Origin of the sequence: Sphingopyxis terrae subsp. terrae NBRC 15098 (assembly GCF_001610975.1) — a bacterium.
GTDB lineage: Bacteria > Pseudomonadota > Alphaproteobacteria > Sphingomonadales > Sphingomonadaceae > Sphingopyxis > Sphingopyxis terrae_A.
In genome coordinates, this window is sequence record NZ_CP013342.1 from 2,624,822 (window position 1) to 2,638,559 (window position 13,738).

15 protein-coding genes are annotated in these 13,738 nt (G+C 64.7%); 6 read left to right on the top strand and 9 right to left on the bottom strand.

The window, feature by feature from the left end:
* Window positions 1–75 precede the first annotated feature (75 nt).
* The 5 genes from rimO to serS all read right to left on the bottom strand — a co-directional run bounded on the left by rimO (window position 76) and on the right by serS (window position 5,843).
* On the bottom strand, window positions 76–1,446 hold the full coding sequence (rimO, locus tag AOA14_RS12615) for a 30S ribosomal protein S12 methylthiotransferase RimO (RefSeq protein WP_062902066.1): 1,371 nt from the start codon (window positions 1,444–1,446) through the stop codon (window positions 76–78).
* 64 nt (window positions 1,447–1,510) lie between these two features.
* A complete protein-coding gene (locus tag AOA14_RS12620; RefSeq protein WP_062902067.1) occupies window positions 1,511–2,566 on the bottom strand; it encodes a potassium channel family protein in 1,056 nt (351 codons plus the stop codon).
* Window positions 2,563–3,633: a M23 family metallopeptidase gene (locus tag AOA14_RS12625; protein WP_062902068.1), complete on the bottom strand. Its 1,071-nt coding sequence runs from the start codon at window positions 3,631–3,633 to the stop codon at window positions 2,563–2,565. The genes AOA14_RS12620 and AOA14_RS12625 overlap by 4 nt, the downstream gene beginning before the upstream one ends.
* Before the next feature lie 41 nt (window positions 3,634–3,674).
* A complete protein-coding gene (gene surE / locus AOA14_RS12630) occupies window positions 3,675–4,454 on the bottom strand; it encodes a 5'/3'-nucleotidase SurE (protein WP_062902069.1) in 780 nt (259 codons plus the stop codon).
* A gap of 114 nt (window positions 4,455–4,568) precedes the next feature.
* On the bottom strand, window positions 4,569–5,843 hold the full coding sequence (serS, locus tag AOA14_RS12635) for a serine--tRNA ligase (RefSeq protein ID WP_062902070.1): 1,275 nt from the start codon (window positions 5,841–5,843) through the stop codon (window positions 4,569–4,571).
* Window positions 5,844–6,116: 273 nt separating this feature from the next.
* Between serS and AOA14_RS19825 the strand changes: the two genes are divergently transcribed.
* The 3 genes from AOA14_RS19825 (at window position 6,117) to AOA14_RS12650 (ending at window position 8,623) form a co-directional block, all read left to right on the top strand.
* The gene (locus AOA14_RS19825) at window positions 6,117–6,974 is read left to right on the top strand and encodes a ribosomal eL19 family protein (protein WP_062902071.1); all 858 of its coding nucleotides are present in this window, start codon (window positions 6,117–6,119) and stop codon (window positions 6,972–6,974) included.
* A 706-nt stretch (window positions 6,975–7,680) separates the two neighbouring features.
* A complete protein-coding gene (gene dksA, locus AOA14_RS12645) occupies window positions 7,681–8,142 on the top strand; it encodes an RNA polymerase-binding protein DksA (RefSeq protein ID WP_003047377.1) in 462 nt (153 codons plus the stop codon).
* A 91-nt stretch (window positions 8,143–8,233) separates the two neighbouring features.
* Window positions 8,234–8,623, top strand: coding sequence for a PilZ domain-containing protein (locus AOA14_RS12650; RefSeq protein ID WP_062902072.1), 390 nt, complete (start codon window positions 8,234–8,236; stop codon window positions 8,621–8,623).
* 48 nt (window positions 8,624–8,671) lie between these two features.
* Here the strand turns inward: AOA14_RS12650 and AOA14_RS19320 are convergent, their stop codons facing one another.
* Window positions 8,672–8,830, bottom strand: coding sequence for a YdcH family protein (locus AOA14_RS19320; protein WP_003047371.1), 159 nt, complete (start codon window positions 8,828–8,830; stop codon window positions 8,672–8,674).
* Between the two features lie 135 nt (window positions 8,831–8,965).
* Between AOA14_RS19320 and AOA14_RS12655 the strand changes: the two genes are divergently transcribed.
* The 3 genes from AOA14_RS12655 to AOA14_RS12665 all read left to right on the top strand — a co-directional run bounded on the left by AOA14_RS12655 (window position 8,966) and on the right by AOA14_RS12665 (window position 11,189).
* Entirely contained in the window at window positions 8,966–9,163 is a 198-nt protein-coding gene (locus AOA14_RS12655; RefSeq protein ID WP_062902073.1) for a YdcH family protein, read from the top strand.
* A 75-nt stretch (window positions 9,164–9,238) separates the two neighbouring features.
* Window positions 9,239–9,709 (top strand): DUF1465 family protein, encoded by a 471-nt coding sequence (locus tag AOA14_RS12660; protein WP_238929651.1) that lies wholly within the window; start codon window positions 9,239–9,241, stop codon window positions 9,707–9,709.
* A gap of 82 nt (window positions 9,710–9,791) precedes the next feature.
* Window positions 9,792–11,189 carry a methyl-accepting chemotaxis protein gene (locus AOA14_RS12665; protein ID WP_062902075.1) on the top strand — a complete coding sequence of 466 codons (1,398 nt, stop codon included), beginning with the start codon at window positions 9,792–9,794 and terminating at the stop codon, window positions 11,187–11,189.
* A 26-nt stretch (window positions 11,190–11,215) separates the two neighbouring features.
* Here the strand turns inward: AOA14_RS12665 and AOA14_RS12670 are convergent, their stop codons facing one another.
* The 3 genes from AOA14_RS12670 to AOA14_RS12680 form a co-directional block, all read right to left on the bottom strand.
* Window positions 11,216–12,061, bottom strand: coding sequence for an AAA family ATPase (locus AOA14_RS12670; protein ID WP_003047362.1), 846 nt, complete (start codon window positions 12,059–12,061; stop codon window positions 11,216–11,218).
* A gap of 112 nt (window positions 12,062–12,173) precedes the next feature.
* Entirely contained in the window at window positions 12,174–12,845 is a 672-nt protein-coding gene (locus AOA14_RS12675) for a DUF6975 family protein (protein WP_062902076.1), read from the bottom strand.
* Between the two features lie 272 nt (window positions 12,846–13,117).
* Window positions 13,118–13,417 carry a PspC domain-containing protein gene (locus tag AOA14_RS12680; RefSeq protein ID WP_062902077.1) on the bottom strand — a complete coding sequence of 100 codons (300 nt, stop codon included), beginning with the start codon at window positions 13,415–13,417 and terminating at the stop codon, window positions 13,118–13,120.
* Window positions 13,418–13,738 lie beyond the last annotated feature (321 nt).

Here is a 13,738-nt window from a genome sequence, read left to right on the forward strand (position 1 = left end):
CCGATCGTTATCTGTCAGATAACATCGATCGGCGAAAGCCGTTCCAACAATTTGTGCGCATCAGGAAGAGGGTGATCAGCCTGCGATGACCCCGAACAGGTCGTGCTCGTCGGCATCTTCGACCACCACATCGACGATGTCGCCGGCTTTCAGCGTCGCGGCGACGTCGCGCAGATAGACATGCCCGTCGATTTCGGGGGCGTCGGCCTGGCTGCGGCCGGTGGCGCCGATGCTGCCTTCTTCGTCGGCTTCGCCCACTTCGTCGATGATGACGGCAAGCGTGCGGCCGACCTTGGCTTCAAGCTTTGCGGCGCTGATCGCTGCGGTCTTCGACATGATCCGCTGATAGCGTTCTTCCTTGACCTCTTCGGGGACCGGACCGGGCAGGGCGTTAGCCTGCGCGCCCGCGACGGGTTCGAAGCGGAAGGCGCCGACGCGGTCGAGCTGGGCCTCGTCGAGCCAGTCGAGGAGATACTGGAAATCCTCTTCGGTTTCGCCGGGGAAGCCGACGACGAAGCTCGAACGGATCGCGATGTCGGGTGCGATCGCGCGCCATGCCTTCAGCCGTTCGAGCACCTTGGCTTCGTTCGCCGGGCGCTTCATCGCCTTCAGAATCTTCGGGCTCGCGTGCTGGAAGGGGATGTCCAGATAAGGCGTCAACAGCCCCTCGGCCATCAGCGGGATCACCGCATCGACGTGCGGATAGGGATAAACATAGTGGAGCCGTACCCACGGCGCGCGACCTTCGCCGGTCTTTAACTGACCGAGCTCGCGCGTGAGGTCGGTCATGTGCGCACGCACCTCATGGCCTTTCCATTCGCGCGGCTGGTGCCGGATGTCGACGCCATAGGCCGAGGTGTCCTGGCTGATCACCAGCAACTCCTTCGTCCCCGCCGCGACGAGCTTTTCGGCCTCGCGCAGCACCGCGTCGATGCGGCGGCTGACGAGCTTGCCGCGCAGATCGGGGATGATGCAGAAGGCGCAACTGTGGTTGCAGCCTTCGCTGATCTTCAAATAGCTGTAGTGGCGCGGGGTGAGCTTCAGCCCGCCTTCGGGGATCAAATCAACGAATGGCCCCTGCGTCGGGGGCGCCGCCTCGTGGACCGCATCGACAACCTGTTCATATTGATGCGCACCGGTGACCGCGAGGACGTTGGGGAAACGCGCGCGAATGACCTCCGCCTCGTTGCCCATGCAGCCGGTGACGATGACGCGGCCATTCTCCGCCATCGCTTCGCCGATCGCCTCCAGGCTTTCCTCCTTCGCGCTGTCGAGGAAGCCGCAGGTGTTGACGAGCACGACGTCGGCGCCGGCGTAATCGGGCGACAGGCCATAGCCGTCGGCGCGCAATTTGGTCAGAATCCGTTCGCTGTCGACGAGTGCCTTCGGACAGCCGAGCGAAACCATGCCAACTTTCGGCTGGGCGGGGAGGGTCTTGATTGTCATGATCGGCCGCGCGCATAGGCGATTTTTGCGCCCTTGTCACGCGCCGGCTGCTTGGGCTTAAAGCCTAATCGGCTTCGCACGCCTCGCACGGGATGACTTCGACCAATATGTCGCCGCTCTGCAGGGATTTTGCGCCCGCTTCCCAGAAACCGATCGGCTGACCGCCGCGATAGATGCGCAGGCCGCGGCCGCCGCTGGCAAGTTCGTCGATGCTCTTGCCGATTTCTTCGGGGTGCACCGGACGTTCGTTGAGCTGCACCTTGCCCGATACCGAGGCCAGGTCGGCCATATAGTCGGCGATGTGCGCACCCTGCGCCGATCCGGCGAGCAGCAGTCCAGTGAAGCTGACCGGGTTAATGACGTCGTTCGCGCCGGCCTGGCGCGCGAGCAATTCATTGTCCTGGGTCCGGATGACGACGCTGATCGGTACCTGCGGTGCAAGATGGCGGACGGTCAGGACAATCAGGATCGAGGTGTCGTCGCGTCCCGCCGATACCAGCACCGAGCGGGCCTGGGCGATCCGCACATCAAGCAAGGTTTCGTCGCTCGACGCGTCACCCTCCAGCACGTTGCAACCCATCGCTTCGGCGGCATTGATGCGCTGGTGCGACGGATCGATGACGACAATGCAAGCGGGATCGGTGCCGCGCGCGATCAGTTCGTGAACCGCCTCGCCGCCGCTGACGCCGAAGCCCAGAACGACGATGTGATCGGTGAGTTTTGCCTGGATGCGAGCCATGCGCCATTTTTCCCATGTGCGTTTGATGACGAAACTATAGGCCGTGCCGACGAAGATGAAGAGCACGGCGATGCGGATCGGGGTCACGATCAGCGCCTCGATCAGGCGCGAGCGGTCCGATACCGGCGCAATATCGCCGAACCCGGTGGTCGTGACAGAAATCATCGTGAAATAGACGACGTCGAGGAAGCTGATGTGGCCGTCGTGGCTGTCCTTCAGTCCGGCGCGATCGATCCAGTGCACGAGGACGACGAAGGCGATCAGCAAGAAGGCGAGGCCGAGCCGCGCGGTGACATCCGCCCAGACGGGCCATTTGCTCGCGCGGCGCAGCGGTTGAAACCGGTGCTGGAGCTTCAGTCGGTCGGACGGACGACGGCTCATCGCGGCGGCAACTGCTTCATCGGATCGACGGGTATCCGATTCTTGCGGAGCTGGAAATGGAGTTGCGGCGATTGCACCTGCCCGGTGGCGCCGGCGAGGCCGATCACCTCGCCCGCCTTGACCGCCTGTCCGCGCTGGACGTCGATCTTGGCCGCATGGCCATAAGCGCTCATCCAGCCGCCGCCATGATCGATGAGGATCAGGCCGCCATAGACCGCAATCTGATCGCCGGCATAGGCGACGACCCCGGCCGCCGCGGCATGGATCGGCGTCCCGCGCGCGGCGGCGATGTTGATCCCGTCATTGACCTTGCCGGGTGCAAGCGGACCGAAACGTGCGATCAGCTTGCCCTGCAGCGGCCATTGGAAACGGCCCGAAAAGGCGGCGGGCGGCGCGATGGCGGTGGTGACGGGCGCGCGCGGCGCGGCGCTGGCGGCGGCGGGGCGCGTTCTGGCGGCGAGCGCGGGCTGGCTGCCGGTCATGATATCGTCGATGTCGAGACGGAAGGCGGCGGCGCGCGCGGCGACATCGACCTGCTCAGGGGTCAGCGGCCGGGCCGAAGCAGGCAGGCGCAAGCGCTGACCGACGCGCAGGATATAGGGCTCGGCAAGCGCGTTGATCGTCACCACCTCGCCCCAATCGACGCCATAGGCAAGAGCGATGCCGATGCCGGTCTCGCCCGCGGCGACGCGGTGGTAGCGACCCGCCGGAATCCGCAATTGTTGCCCCGGGTGCAGCGTATAGGGCGGCGCAAGGTCATTCTCCATCGCGATGCCCTCGGACCCCGCGCCGGTCATCGCGCCGATCGCGCGCAGCGTGTCGCCGGGACGCACAACATAGGTCGAGGCGGCAATATCGCGGGCGTTGGCCGCGACGCGCTGAAGCGCCCAGGTCGGGCGCGCGTCGCCGCCGACAACCTCGCCAAGTGAACCGCGCTCGAAGTCGGAAGCTCGGGCCTGCTGCGTCGGTGCAGCCGCACGCGGAGCCGGAGCGGTGGTGGCCGGAATACAGGCCGACAAGGCGAGGGCGCCGGTCAACGCGCCGATATAATGATGAATTTTCCCCACCGCGGTCCTCTGGCAGAGCCGCGCCGGGAAATCTACTATGGTTAATCCGACGCCAATCGCACGGCATAGGCGCCGCGCAGCGCGGCGAGCGAGGCGTCGTGGGTGAGGTCGAGTTGCAGCGGCGTCACTGCGATATAGCCGTCGTCGATCGCCTCGAGGTCGGTGTCGTGGCCGGGCGAATGTTCGATCCCGTGCAGCCCGAACCAGTAATAGCGATACCCGCGCGGGTCGGTGCCCTCGACGATCGAGCCGCGGCTGTAATCGTGGAAGCCCTGCCGCACGACGCGGATGCCCTTCACCGCTTCGGCGGGGATGGCGGGGAAATTGACGTTGATCAGCGTTCGCGGCGTCATCGCCATGGCGACGAGCGGGCGCAGCACCTTGGCGCCCCATGCCTCGGCCGCCTCGAACGGCACGGCGTCACCCATGCCTTCGCGCGCATAGACCTGGCTCAGCGCGATGGCGGGGATGCCGGCCAGCGCACCCTCGATCGCCGCCGAAACGGTGCCCGAATAGGTGATGTCGTCGCCAAGGTTCGCGCCGCGATTGACGCCCGAGAGGATCAGGTCGGGCTTTTCAGGCATCAGCTTGCCCATCGCGATCATCACCGAATCGGTCGGGGTGCCGGTGCACGACCAGCGCCGTTCGCCATGCTCGCGCACGCGCACCGGGCGCGAGAGGGTGAGCGAGTGGCCGGCGCCCGACTGCTCCTCTGCCGGGGCGCAGACCCAGATGTCGTCGGAAAGCTGGCGCGCGATCGCTTCGAGCACGGCCATGCCGGGGGCGTGATAACCGTCGTCGTTGGTCAGAAGGATGCGCATGGCTTTTCCAGACTTTATGTCATTGCGAGGAGCGCAGCGACGAAGCAATCTCCAGCGGAATATTTGCGCTTGGTCGAAGGCTGGAGATTGCTTCGCTGCGCTCGCAATGGCGGATCAGGGCACCAGCCGCGTGATCCCGCCCATATAGGGCAAGAGTGCGGGCGGAACATCGACGCTGCCGTCTGCCTGCTGATAATTTTCCAGGATGGCGACAAGCGTGCGGCCCACAGCAAGCCCCGAACCATTGAGCGTATGGACGAATTCATTCGCCTTGGCGTCGTCGCGGCGGAAGCGGGCGTTCATCCGGCGCGCCTGGAAATCGCCGCAGTTCGAGCAGCTCGAAATCTCGCGATAGGCCCCCTGTCCCGGCAGCCATACTTCGAGGTCATAGGTCTTGCGCGCGGAGAATCCCATGTCGCCCGCACATAGCAGCATCTTGCGATAGGGCAGGTCGAGCGCTTCGAGCACCGCTTCGGCATAGCGCGTCTTGCGTTCGAGTTCGGCGTCCGAATCCTCGGGCCGGACGATCGAGACAAGCTCGACCTTCCAGAACTGGTGCTGGCGGATATAGCCGCGCGTGTCGCGCCCCGCCGATCCGGCCTCCGACCGGAAGCAGGGCGTGAGCGCGGTCATGCGGACAGGCAGGTCGGCCTCGGGCAGAATCTCTTCGCGCACCGCATTGGTCAGGCTCATCTCGGAGGTCGAGATCAGCCAGCGGCCGTCGGTGGTCTGGAACAGGTCCTCGCGGAATTTGGGCAGTTGCGTGGTCCCGAACGCCGCCTCGTCGCGCACCATCAGCGGCGTTGCGCATTCGACATAGCCCGGCTCACCCGTTTGCATGTCGAGCATGAACTGGCCGAGCGCGCGTTCGAGCCGCGCCATCTGCCCTTTCAGAAAGGCGAAGCGCGCGCCCGACATCTTGGCCGCGGTCTCAAAATCCAGCCCCAGCGCGGGACCGAAATCGGCATGTTCGCGCGGCTGGAAATCGAAGCTGCGCGGGGTTCCCCAACGCGCGATTTCGACATTACCCTCTTCGTCGAGGCCATCGGGGACGTCGTCGGCCGGCAGGTTGGGCAGCGCCGCCAATATGTCTTGCAACGCGGCCAGCCGGTCGCGTTCGGCCTGTTCCTCTGCCGGGAGCTTTTCCTTGAGCGCGGCGACCTCGCTCTTGAGCGATTCGGCACGATCCTTGTCGCCCTTTGCCATCGCCTGGCCGATCAGTTTCGACGCTTCGTTGCGGCGCGCCAGCGATGCCTGGATCGCGGTCTGGAGCGCACGCAATTCGGCGTCGGCGGCGAGGATCGTCGCGGACATGGGTTCGAAGCCGCGGCGCGCGAGGCCGGCGTCGAAAGCTTGCGGGTTTTCCCGGATCAGGCGGATATCGTGCATCGCCGCGCTATGGCGTTGCTGCCTTCGCGGCGCAACCCTGCGCGGATATCATCAGGACGCAAAAAAGGGGGCCACCCCTAAGAGTGGCCCCCAGAAGGTGGTCTGGGTCTCCCCCCCCATGACCTCCAGTGGATCCGTTAGGCCGCGTCAGCTTCGTCGCCGTTGCGATTCGCGGCGCGGCGGCGCGCAACGAGCGCGGCTGCTGCTGCACCGAACAATAGCATCATCGGAGGCGCAGGAACAGGGGTTGGATCACCGGATGATCCGCTGCTCGTGCTGCCGCCGGAACTGGACGAGGAGGATGAGCTCGACGAGCTGCTGCTCGACGAGGATGACGACGACGAGCTGCTGCTCGATCCGCCGAAACTGCTGCTGCCACCGGTCGCGCCCGACGAGGTCGCGCCGCTCGACGAACTGCTGCTCGACGACGAGCTTGAGGAACTGCTGCTGCCCGAACCGCCCGAGCTGCCCGAGCTTCCGCCGTGCGACGAAGACCCGCCGTGCGACGAGCTTCCGCCTTTCGACGAGCTGCCCCAGCCAGAGCTGCCATGCGAGGAGCCGCCTTTCGACGAACTGCCCCAACCAGAGCTGCCGTGTGAGCTGCCACCGCCCGACGACGACGAGCTCGACGACGAGGAAGAAGAGGAGGACGAGGAACTCGACGACGAGCTGCTGCTCGACGAAGAGGAGCTGACATTGCCCGATGAGGTTGAAACGCCGCCGGTCGAGGTGCTCACGCCGCCCGTGGAGGTCGATACGCCGCCCGTCGAGGTGCTGACGCCACCGGTCGAGGTCGAAACGCCGCCGGTGGAGGTGCTGACGCCGCCCGTCGACGTGGTCGAGCTGATGCCGCCCGTGGAGGTTGAAACGCCGCCGGTCGAGGTCGAGGTGCTCACCCCGCCCGTCGAGGTCGAAACGCCGCCCGAGGTGCTGCTGGTAGTCGAGCTGAGGCCGCCGGTGGTGGTCGAGGTGACGACCACGCTGCCGCTGCTGCCACCCGAGCTGCCGCCGAAGAAACCGCCGAAGAAGCCGCCGCCGAAGCCGCCGCCAAAGCCGCCGCCGATAACGGTCACGCCGCCGCCGCTGCTGCCGCCGCCAAAGCCTTCGCCGCGCGGCGGGAAGGGGGCATAGGGGATGGGGGGCAGGGGGATCGTCTGGGTGACGACCTGCTGCTGCGGGGTCACGGTACGGATCACGCGCTTGGTCGTGACGACGCGGCGGACGCGCTTGACGGGCTTTCTCGCCACGTGGCGCTTGCGCACGACCTTCTTGCAACAGGAGCCCGATTTCTGGACCTGCGCAGCCGCAGCCGGTACGTCGGCGATCTGCATCGCGCCGCTACCGATGATCGCGCCGCCGCAGGTGCAGGCACAAAGCTTGGCGAGGGCCATTCGGACAGACATAGGTTACTCTCTCTTTCCCGTTGCAGGTGCGCCCCATGTCATTGACCGACACCCGTGCGCGCCTTCGCTAGCGCCAAAAGGCCAAAGCTTTGTGAACGCGGCAATTGCGTTAACCGCGTTTGATTGTCCGACAGCGGGAATTGATATGCGAAATCAACCGAAATGCGCGTAACTGTCCCAAAACAATACGTGTTTCACGCCAAATGGCCTCAACCGGTTAATTTGCAGCGGCATGCGGCGGTCGAGAGAGCTGGGGCGCGGCTTGTCGTGAGTGCGCCTCCGCCGGGCCGGTTCAGCACCGCTTCAGCCGCGCGCGGGCAAGCGGTCCGCTTCGCGCTTGTATCGCATCGGAGGGCTGGTTATAGGCCCGGCGCAATCCTTGGTTCGCCAAGCTCGGCGAGCCAGGCGATCAGGAAAGGACTTGGACGCTCCTCATGCCGACCAATGTTGCCGAAGTAGGCGCCGACGCTCTCCGCGAAGCCAAGTCCAATCTCGATTCGGATTATGTTCCCAGCGACGACGAGCCGTTCATGAACGAGCGGCAGCAGGAATATTTCCGTAACCTGCTGCTCGCCTGGAAGAAGTCGATCCTCACCGAATCCGAATCGACGCTGGCCCATTTGCAGGACGGTCCGCTGCGCGAACCCGATCTTGCCGACCGTGCATCGAGCGAGACCGACTGGGCGATCGAGCTGCGGACGCGCGACCGTCAGCGCAAGCTGATCGCGAAGATCGATTCGGCGCTGCGCCGCATCGACGAGGGCGAATATGGCTATTGCGCGGTGACGGGCGAACCGATTTCGCTCGCCCGCCTGCAAGCGCGTCCGATCGCGACGATGACGCTGGAAGCGCAGGAACGCCACGAACGCAACGAGCGGATCTCGCGCGAAGACTGATCCCAATCGGGACAGAAGCGCCGCTGTTTACGATTCGGTAAAGTACCGGGCCCTAGGGTCGCTCCGAACGCAATTCGGGGAACGGGTCGCCATGGAATCGCGCATACCATCAACGCTGGACGAAGAGGTCGCTTCGCTGTCGCGCAGCGCCGACCGCGACAGCCTGTTCATGCAGGCCAATCTTTTATTTCCGGGTCAGTCCAGGCCCGTAACGGTGCGTGTGCGCAACCTGTCGGCGGGTGGCATGCTGGCCGAGGCCGTCGTGCCAAGGCTCGCGCAAGGCGCAACGGCCGAGATCGAACTGCGCAATATCGGCTTTGTGCCGGGGCATGTCGTCTGGGTGGGCGAAGGCAAATTCGGGGTGGCTTTCGAGCGACCGATCGATCCGCACGCGGTGCGGCGGCAGGTGGTTCAGAAGATGGACGTCCCGGCCTATATTTCGGCGCTTGACAAGAAGGCTTCGCTCTACCGCCGACGCTGATGCGTTTCGCGTCGAAAGGCATCAGCGGGCGATAGCGCTCTGCTCGCCTCAGGTTTCGGCGAGCAGCTCTTCCTTGATCTTGAGTTTCTGCTTCTTCATTTGCGCCAGCAAGGCCATGTCCGGTGCGGGGCGGCGCTCTTCATTCGCAATTTTCGCGTCGAGGTCCGCGTGGCGGGACTTCAGGGCGGAAAGGTGCGAGCTGCTCATAGGCCATTCTCCTTTTCGACTCGGTTGGCAGCTCCGAGTAAAACATGATTCGACCCGCTTGTCCCGCCCGGATGGTCGCGTTTCGGCCAGATGGTCCCCGTTGCGGACGGGCCGTGATCGTGGCAGGGAAGCGGCGTGAACGCGGAAGAAATCGCCCAGCGCCTGGAACTGCTTCGGCTCGAGCATCGTGATCTCGACGCCGCGATCATCGCACTGGGCGACGCGACGGTTCCCGATCAGCTCCAGCTTGCCCGGATGAAGAAGCGCAAGCTCAAGCTGCGCGACGAGATCAGCTGGTGCGAGGATCAGTTGCTGCCCGACATAATCGCCTGATTCAAAACGGGACGCTCCCTAAATTCATGGTTAGCGTCCTTGCGGCGGCGCTGCGTGGCGTGGCATTCGATGCCGATGTTCAGGGGACCGATCCGGAACGGCATGGCGACGCAGCCGGTGCAGCGCGCGCAGGTCGAAAATCTCTATGTCGAGGCGATGCTGCTCGCCGACGAGGCGCATGCCGCCTTCCGCGCGCATCGCGATTTCGAGGCGGTGGCGCGCGATCCGATCCTGCAGGTCGGGCTGGCGTGCGAATCGCTGAAGACGACAACGCGGCTGATGCACATCATCGCCTGGCTGCTCCACCGCCGCGCCATGTTCGCGGGCGACCCCGGCGCCGGTCCCGAGGACAGCGCAGCGCACATCGGCGCGCCAGTTCCTGCCGACCATGCGCTGTGCGCGCATTTTGACGATAATCTCCAGAGGATCGTCGCGGCGAGCGAGCGCCTGTTCGACCGTATCGCGCGGATCGAGGCGGGATGGACCGCCGACGAAGCGGCGCGGCCGGTGCAGGCGCTGCTGGCCCAACTCGAAGCAAGGCTTTGATCGAACTGGTCCCGACCAAGCATTGACGCGGCGTTAACCAATGTGCGCCAAGGTTCGCCCGGAGTCAGAAGTGGGTGCGCCAATGAAATTCGAACCGATCAGTTCCGCCGCGCAGAATCTCGACCAGTCGGTTGCCAGCGACTGCGGCGAGCTTGCCGTCGGCTGCAGCGATGCCGCGGGCCAGATCCAGCGCGCCACCGACCAGATGCAGCGCCAGATTTCGGAGCTGGGCCGGCTGGAGGATTATGTCGTCAGCCTGGAGGCCGACCAGCGCCAGATTGCCGATTCGACCGACGAGGCGAAGCTGTTGTCGGCGCGCGCGTGCGAACAGCTCGACGCCGGGGCCGAGCGCGTCAACAGCGCCGTCACCGAATTCCGCTCGGTCATCGATCTGGTCGCGCGGCTGGGCACGCATGTCACCAATTTCGCGTCGGTGATGGAGCAGGTGCAGCAGGTCAGCCAGTCGATCGAGCAGATTGCCAAGACCACCAACATGCTCGCGCTTAACGCCGCGATCGAGGCCGAGCGTGCGGGCGATGCCGGCCGCACCTTTGCCGTCGTCGCCGCCGAGGTGAAGAAGCTGGCGCAGAATACGCGCAGCGCAACCGATGAAATCCGCCGTTCGATCGGCAGCCTGTCGACCGAAGCCGCCGGTCTCGTCACCGAAATCCAGTCGGGGGTCGAGCAGTCGGGGCGGGCGGAGGCGCAGTTCGAGACGATCACCGATGCGCTGCACGACGCGACGCATCTCGTCGCGCTGCTCGATGATCAGAGCGACCGTATCGCGCAATCGAGCGCGATGGTTCACGCCAATGGCGCCAAGGTACGCGAGGCGCTCGACCGCGTCGTCGGATCGGTGCGCGACAATGGCGCGACGCTGAACAGGACGCGCGATTCGATCCTGACGATGGAAAATGTGTCGAACCGCATGTTCAACGCGGTGATTTCCGCCGGCGTCAGCCCCCAGGACAGCGCGATCGTCGATCTGGCTGCGTCGGTCCGCGACGAATTCGTCGGCCTGGCCGAAGCAGCGCTCGCGCGCGGCGAGCTGACGATGGAGCAATTGTTCGACACCAATTATGTGCGCGTGCCGGGATCGAACCCCGAACGCTTCCGTACCAGCCTTTGCGACTGGGCCGACGCCCATTGGCGGCCACTGTTCGACCGCACCGTGGCGCAGCATCCCGAAATCAAGATGTCGTCGGCGGGCGACATGAACGGCTTTCTGCCGACGCATATCACCGAATGTTCGCGCGCGCCGACGGGCGATCTGGAACATGACACCGCGCATTGTCGCAACGGCCGCATCCTGTTCGACGATGTAGACGCGGCGGCAAAGCGCAGCAGCGCGCCCTTCTTCATGTCGGTGTATCGCCAGGAAGGCGACGGCACCAACTATGTGACGGTGCGCAACGTCTATATGCCCGCGGTCATCAACGGTCGCCGCTGGGGCGACGTCGAGGTTGCCTACCAGCTGTAACGGCGGTCTTTGCGAGCGAGGCTGGCTCAGCTACCCTGCCGGCGCGCCATGAAGGCAAGCTTTTCGAACAGCATCACATCCTGTTCATTCTTGAGCAGCGCGCCGTGCAGCGGCGGAATCGCTTTGCCGACGTCGCGGTTCTGCAGCACCTCGAGCGGCATGTCCTCGGCGAGCAGCAGCTTCAGCCAGTCGATGAGCTCGCTGGTCGAGGGCTTTTTCTTGAGCCCGGGCACGTCGCGCACGTCGTAGAAGATGTCCATCGCGCGGCTGACCAGCGTTTTCTGGATGCCGGGGAAGTGGACCTCGACGATTTCGGCCATCGTGTCGCGGTCGGGGAATTTGATGTAGTGGAAAAAACAGCGGCGCAGGAAGGCGTCGGGCAGTTCCTTTTCATTGTTGGAGGTGATGACGACAATCGGGCGTTCGCGCGCGGTCACCGTTTCGTTGGTTTCATAAACGTGGAACGCCATGCGATCGAGTTCCTGAAGCAGATCGTTCGGAAATTCGATATCGGCCTTGTCGATCTCGTCGATCAGCAGCACCGGAAGCTGTTCGGAGGTGAACGCCTCCCACAGCTTGCCCTTTTTGATATAGTTGCGGATGTCGTGGACGCGCTCTTCGCCGAGCTGTCCGTCGCGCAGACGCGCAACCGCGTCATATTCATAGAGGCCCTGCTGCGCCTTGGTCGTCGATTTGATGTTCCAGGTGATCAGCGGCGCACCGAACGCCTTGGCGACTTCCTCGGCCAGCACGGTCTTGCCGGTGCCGGGTTCGCCCTTCACGAGCAACGGGCGGCGCAGCATCGTCGCGGCATTGACCGCGACCTTCAGGTCGTCGGTTGCAATATAGGCGCTGGTTCCTTCGAAGCGCATGGCGGCTCGCCCTTTCCCTTAACGTGAACGTCAACCGGGATGGGCATAGCGAGCGCGAGGGAAGGGTGCAAGCGGAGCGTCGCCACGGCTGCCGCGGCGTGGACGTTCCCGGTCAGGCGTGCGTGCGGCTGGCGGCGCGGGCGGCCATCAGATCCCACAGGCCGGTGTGCTGTGCGATGAGCTGCTGCGCGCCAAAGGCCATCGCGCGCTCGACCGCCGGTGTTTCGGCGACGGCATTGGCAAGACGAGCGGTTTCGCGCAGGTCGGGCAGGGTGCAGCGTGGGACTTTCATGTCAAGCCGCTGGGCACTGATGTCGAGCAGGACGCGGATCGTCCGCCAATCGAGTGTCAGCGCGATCGCCGCGCCAATCGCGCAACCATTGCGATCGGATTCAGCGAGCATGTCGAGCGCCTTGCGCTGCGCGGCGACCGCCGCCTCGCACTGGGCTTGGCCTTGCGTGCTCGGCACCGGACCGACCGCGGCCGCGATTTTCGACAGGAAGGCGCGTTCCTGCGCAAAGGCTTGCGCGGTTTCGTCCATCCATTTGCGCGATGCCGCATCGACCGCCTTGCGCGCCGCGCTGTCGACGATGCCAGGATAGCGGCCGTGGAGCAGGCAGAGAAAATGGACCGCGTCGGCAAGGTTGCGCATCGCGTCGGGGCCGCTCGACAGCGCACCCGATTTGACATGGCCGTGCGCGCCCGTTCCCTCGCTCGCGACGAGCGTGTCGAGCAGTTCGGCAATGCCGCGCGGCTGGGCCTGGGGCTGGGGCGACTGGCTCAAGGCTGCATCCTCGTCTGTTGCGGCGGCTCTTGCGACCGGCGCCGTTGCAAATCAGGGATCAGCATTAGCCGAACGTCGTAAACGTCGCGTTTATGAGGGGCGAGCGATTTCAGGCGCTTCTGTCCCACTCCTGCACAGCGGGCCTCGGTTCGACGCGCAAAGGGACCGGCAGCGGGTTAAGCTGCCGGTCCCTGCGCTGTTGCGGTCAAGTGGAGCGCCGCAACATGGGCGGGGCCGGTGCAAGGGAGAGGGAGAGCCGGCCCCGGTTCGAATCAGGCGGCGAGCGCGAGTTCCTCGGCCTTTTCGGCCTTGGCTGCCGGCGCCGCTTCGGTGAGCGCCGGGGCGTCGGCCGTATCGGCAGCGCGCTGCGACGGGAAGAAGAAGCGCGACGCGAGCACGATCAGGCCGAGGCCGAAATAGGCCGCGAAGGTCTGCACCGGGAAGAAGAAGAGCGGTGCGACGAACGCGAGACGCAGATACAGGGGGTTGAAGCCGAAATCCTGGCCCACCGCTTCGCAGATGCCGAAGAAGGTGTCCTGGCGGGAGAAGATATTCTGGTTTTCGTTTGCCATCGTTCGGTCTTTCCTCTTGGCGGCGGTGGGGAGGCCGCTCCTGCCCATGACTAAGCAATGGGCGTGCCAATTGGTCATTCTCTCCATTTTCCGGGCTTTTTTGCATCCCTGCTCGAGGAATACGCCCGTATTTGTTGAAATTATTCCCATCAATCGGGACAATGTGCCAATCGGCGTGATCGCCTGAACCGAGGCTGAAGCGATACGCCAACGGCGTCTCATCTGGTTGGGAAAGATGAAAATTTTAAGATGCTGTGCCAGATTTTTGTGCGGTGCAGCAAAAATGTCACGCCGAGGCCGAAGCAAAACACCCCGCCGGTT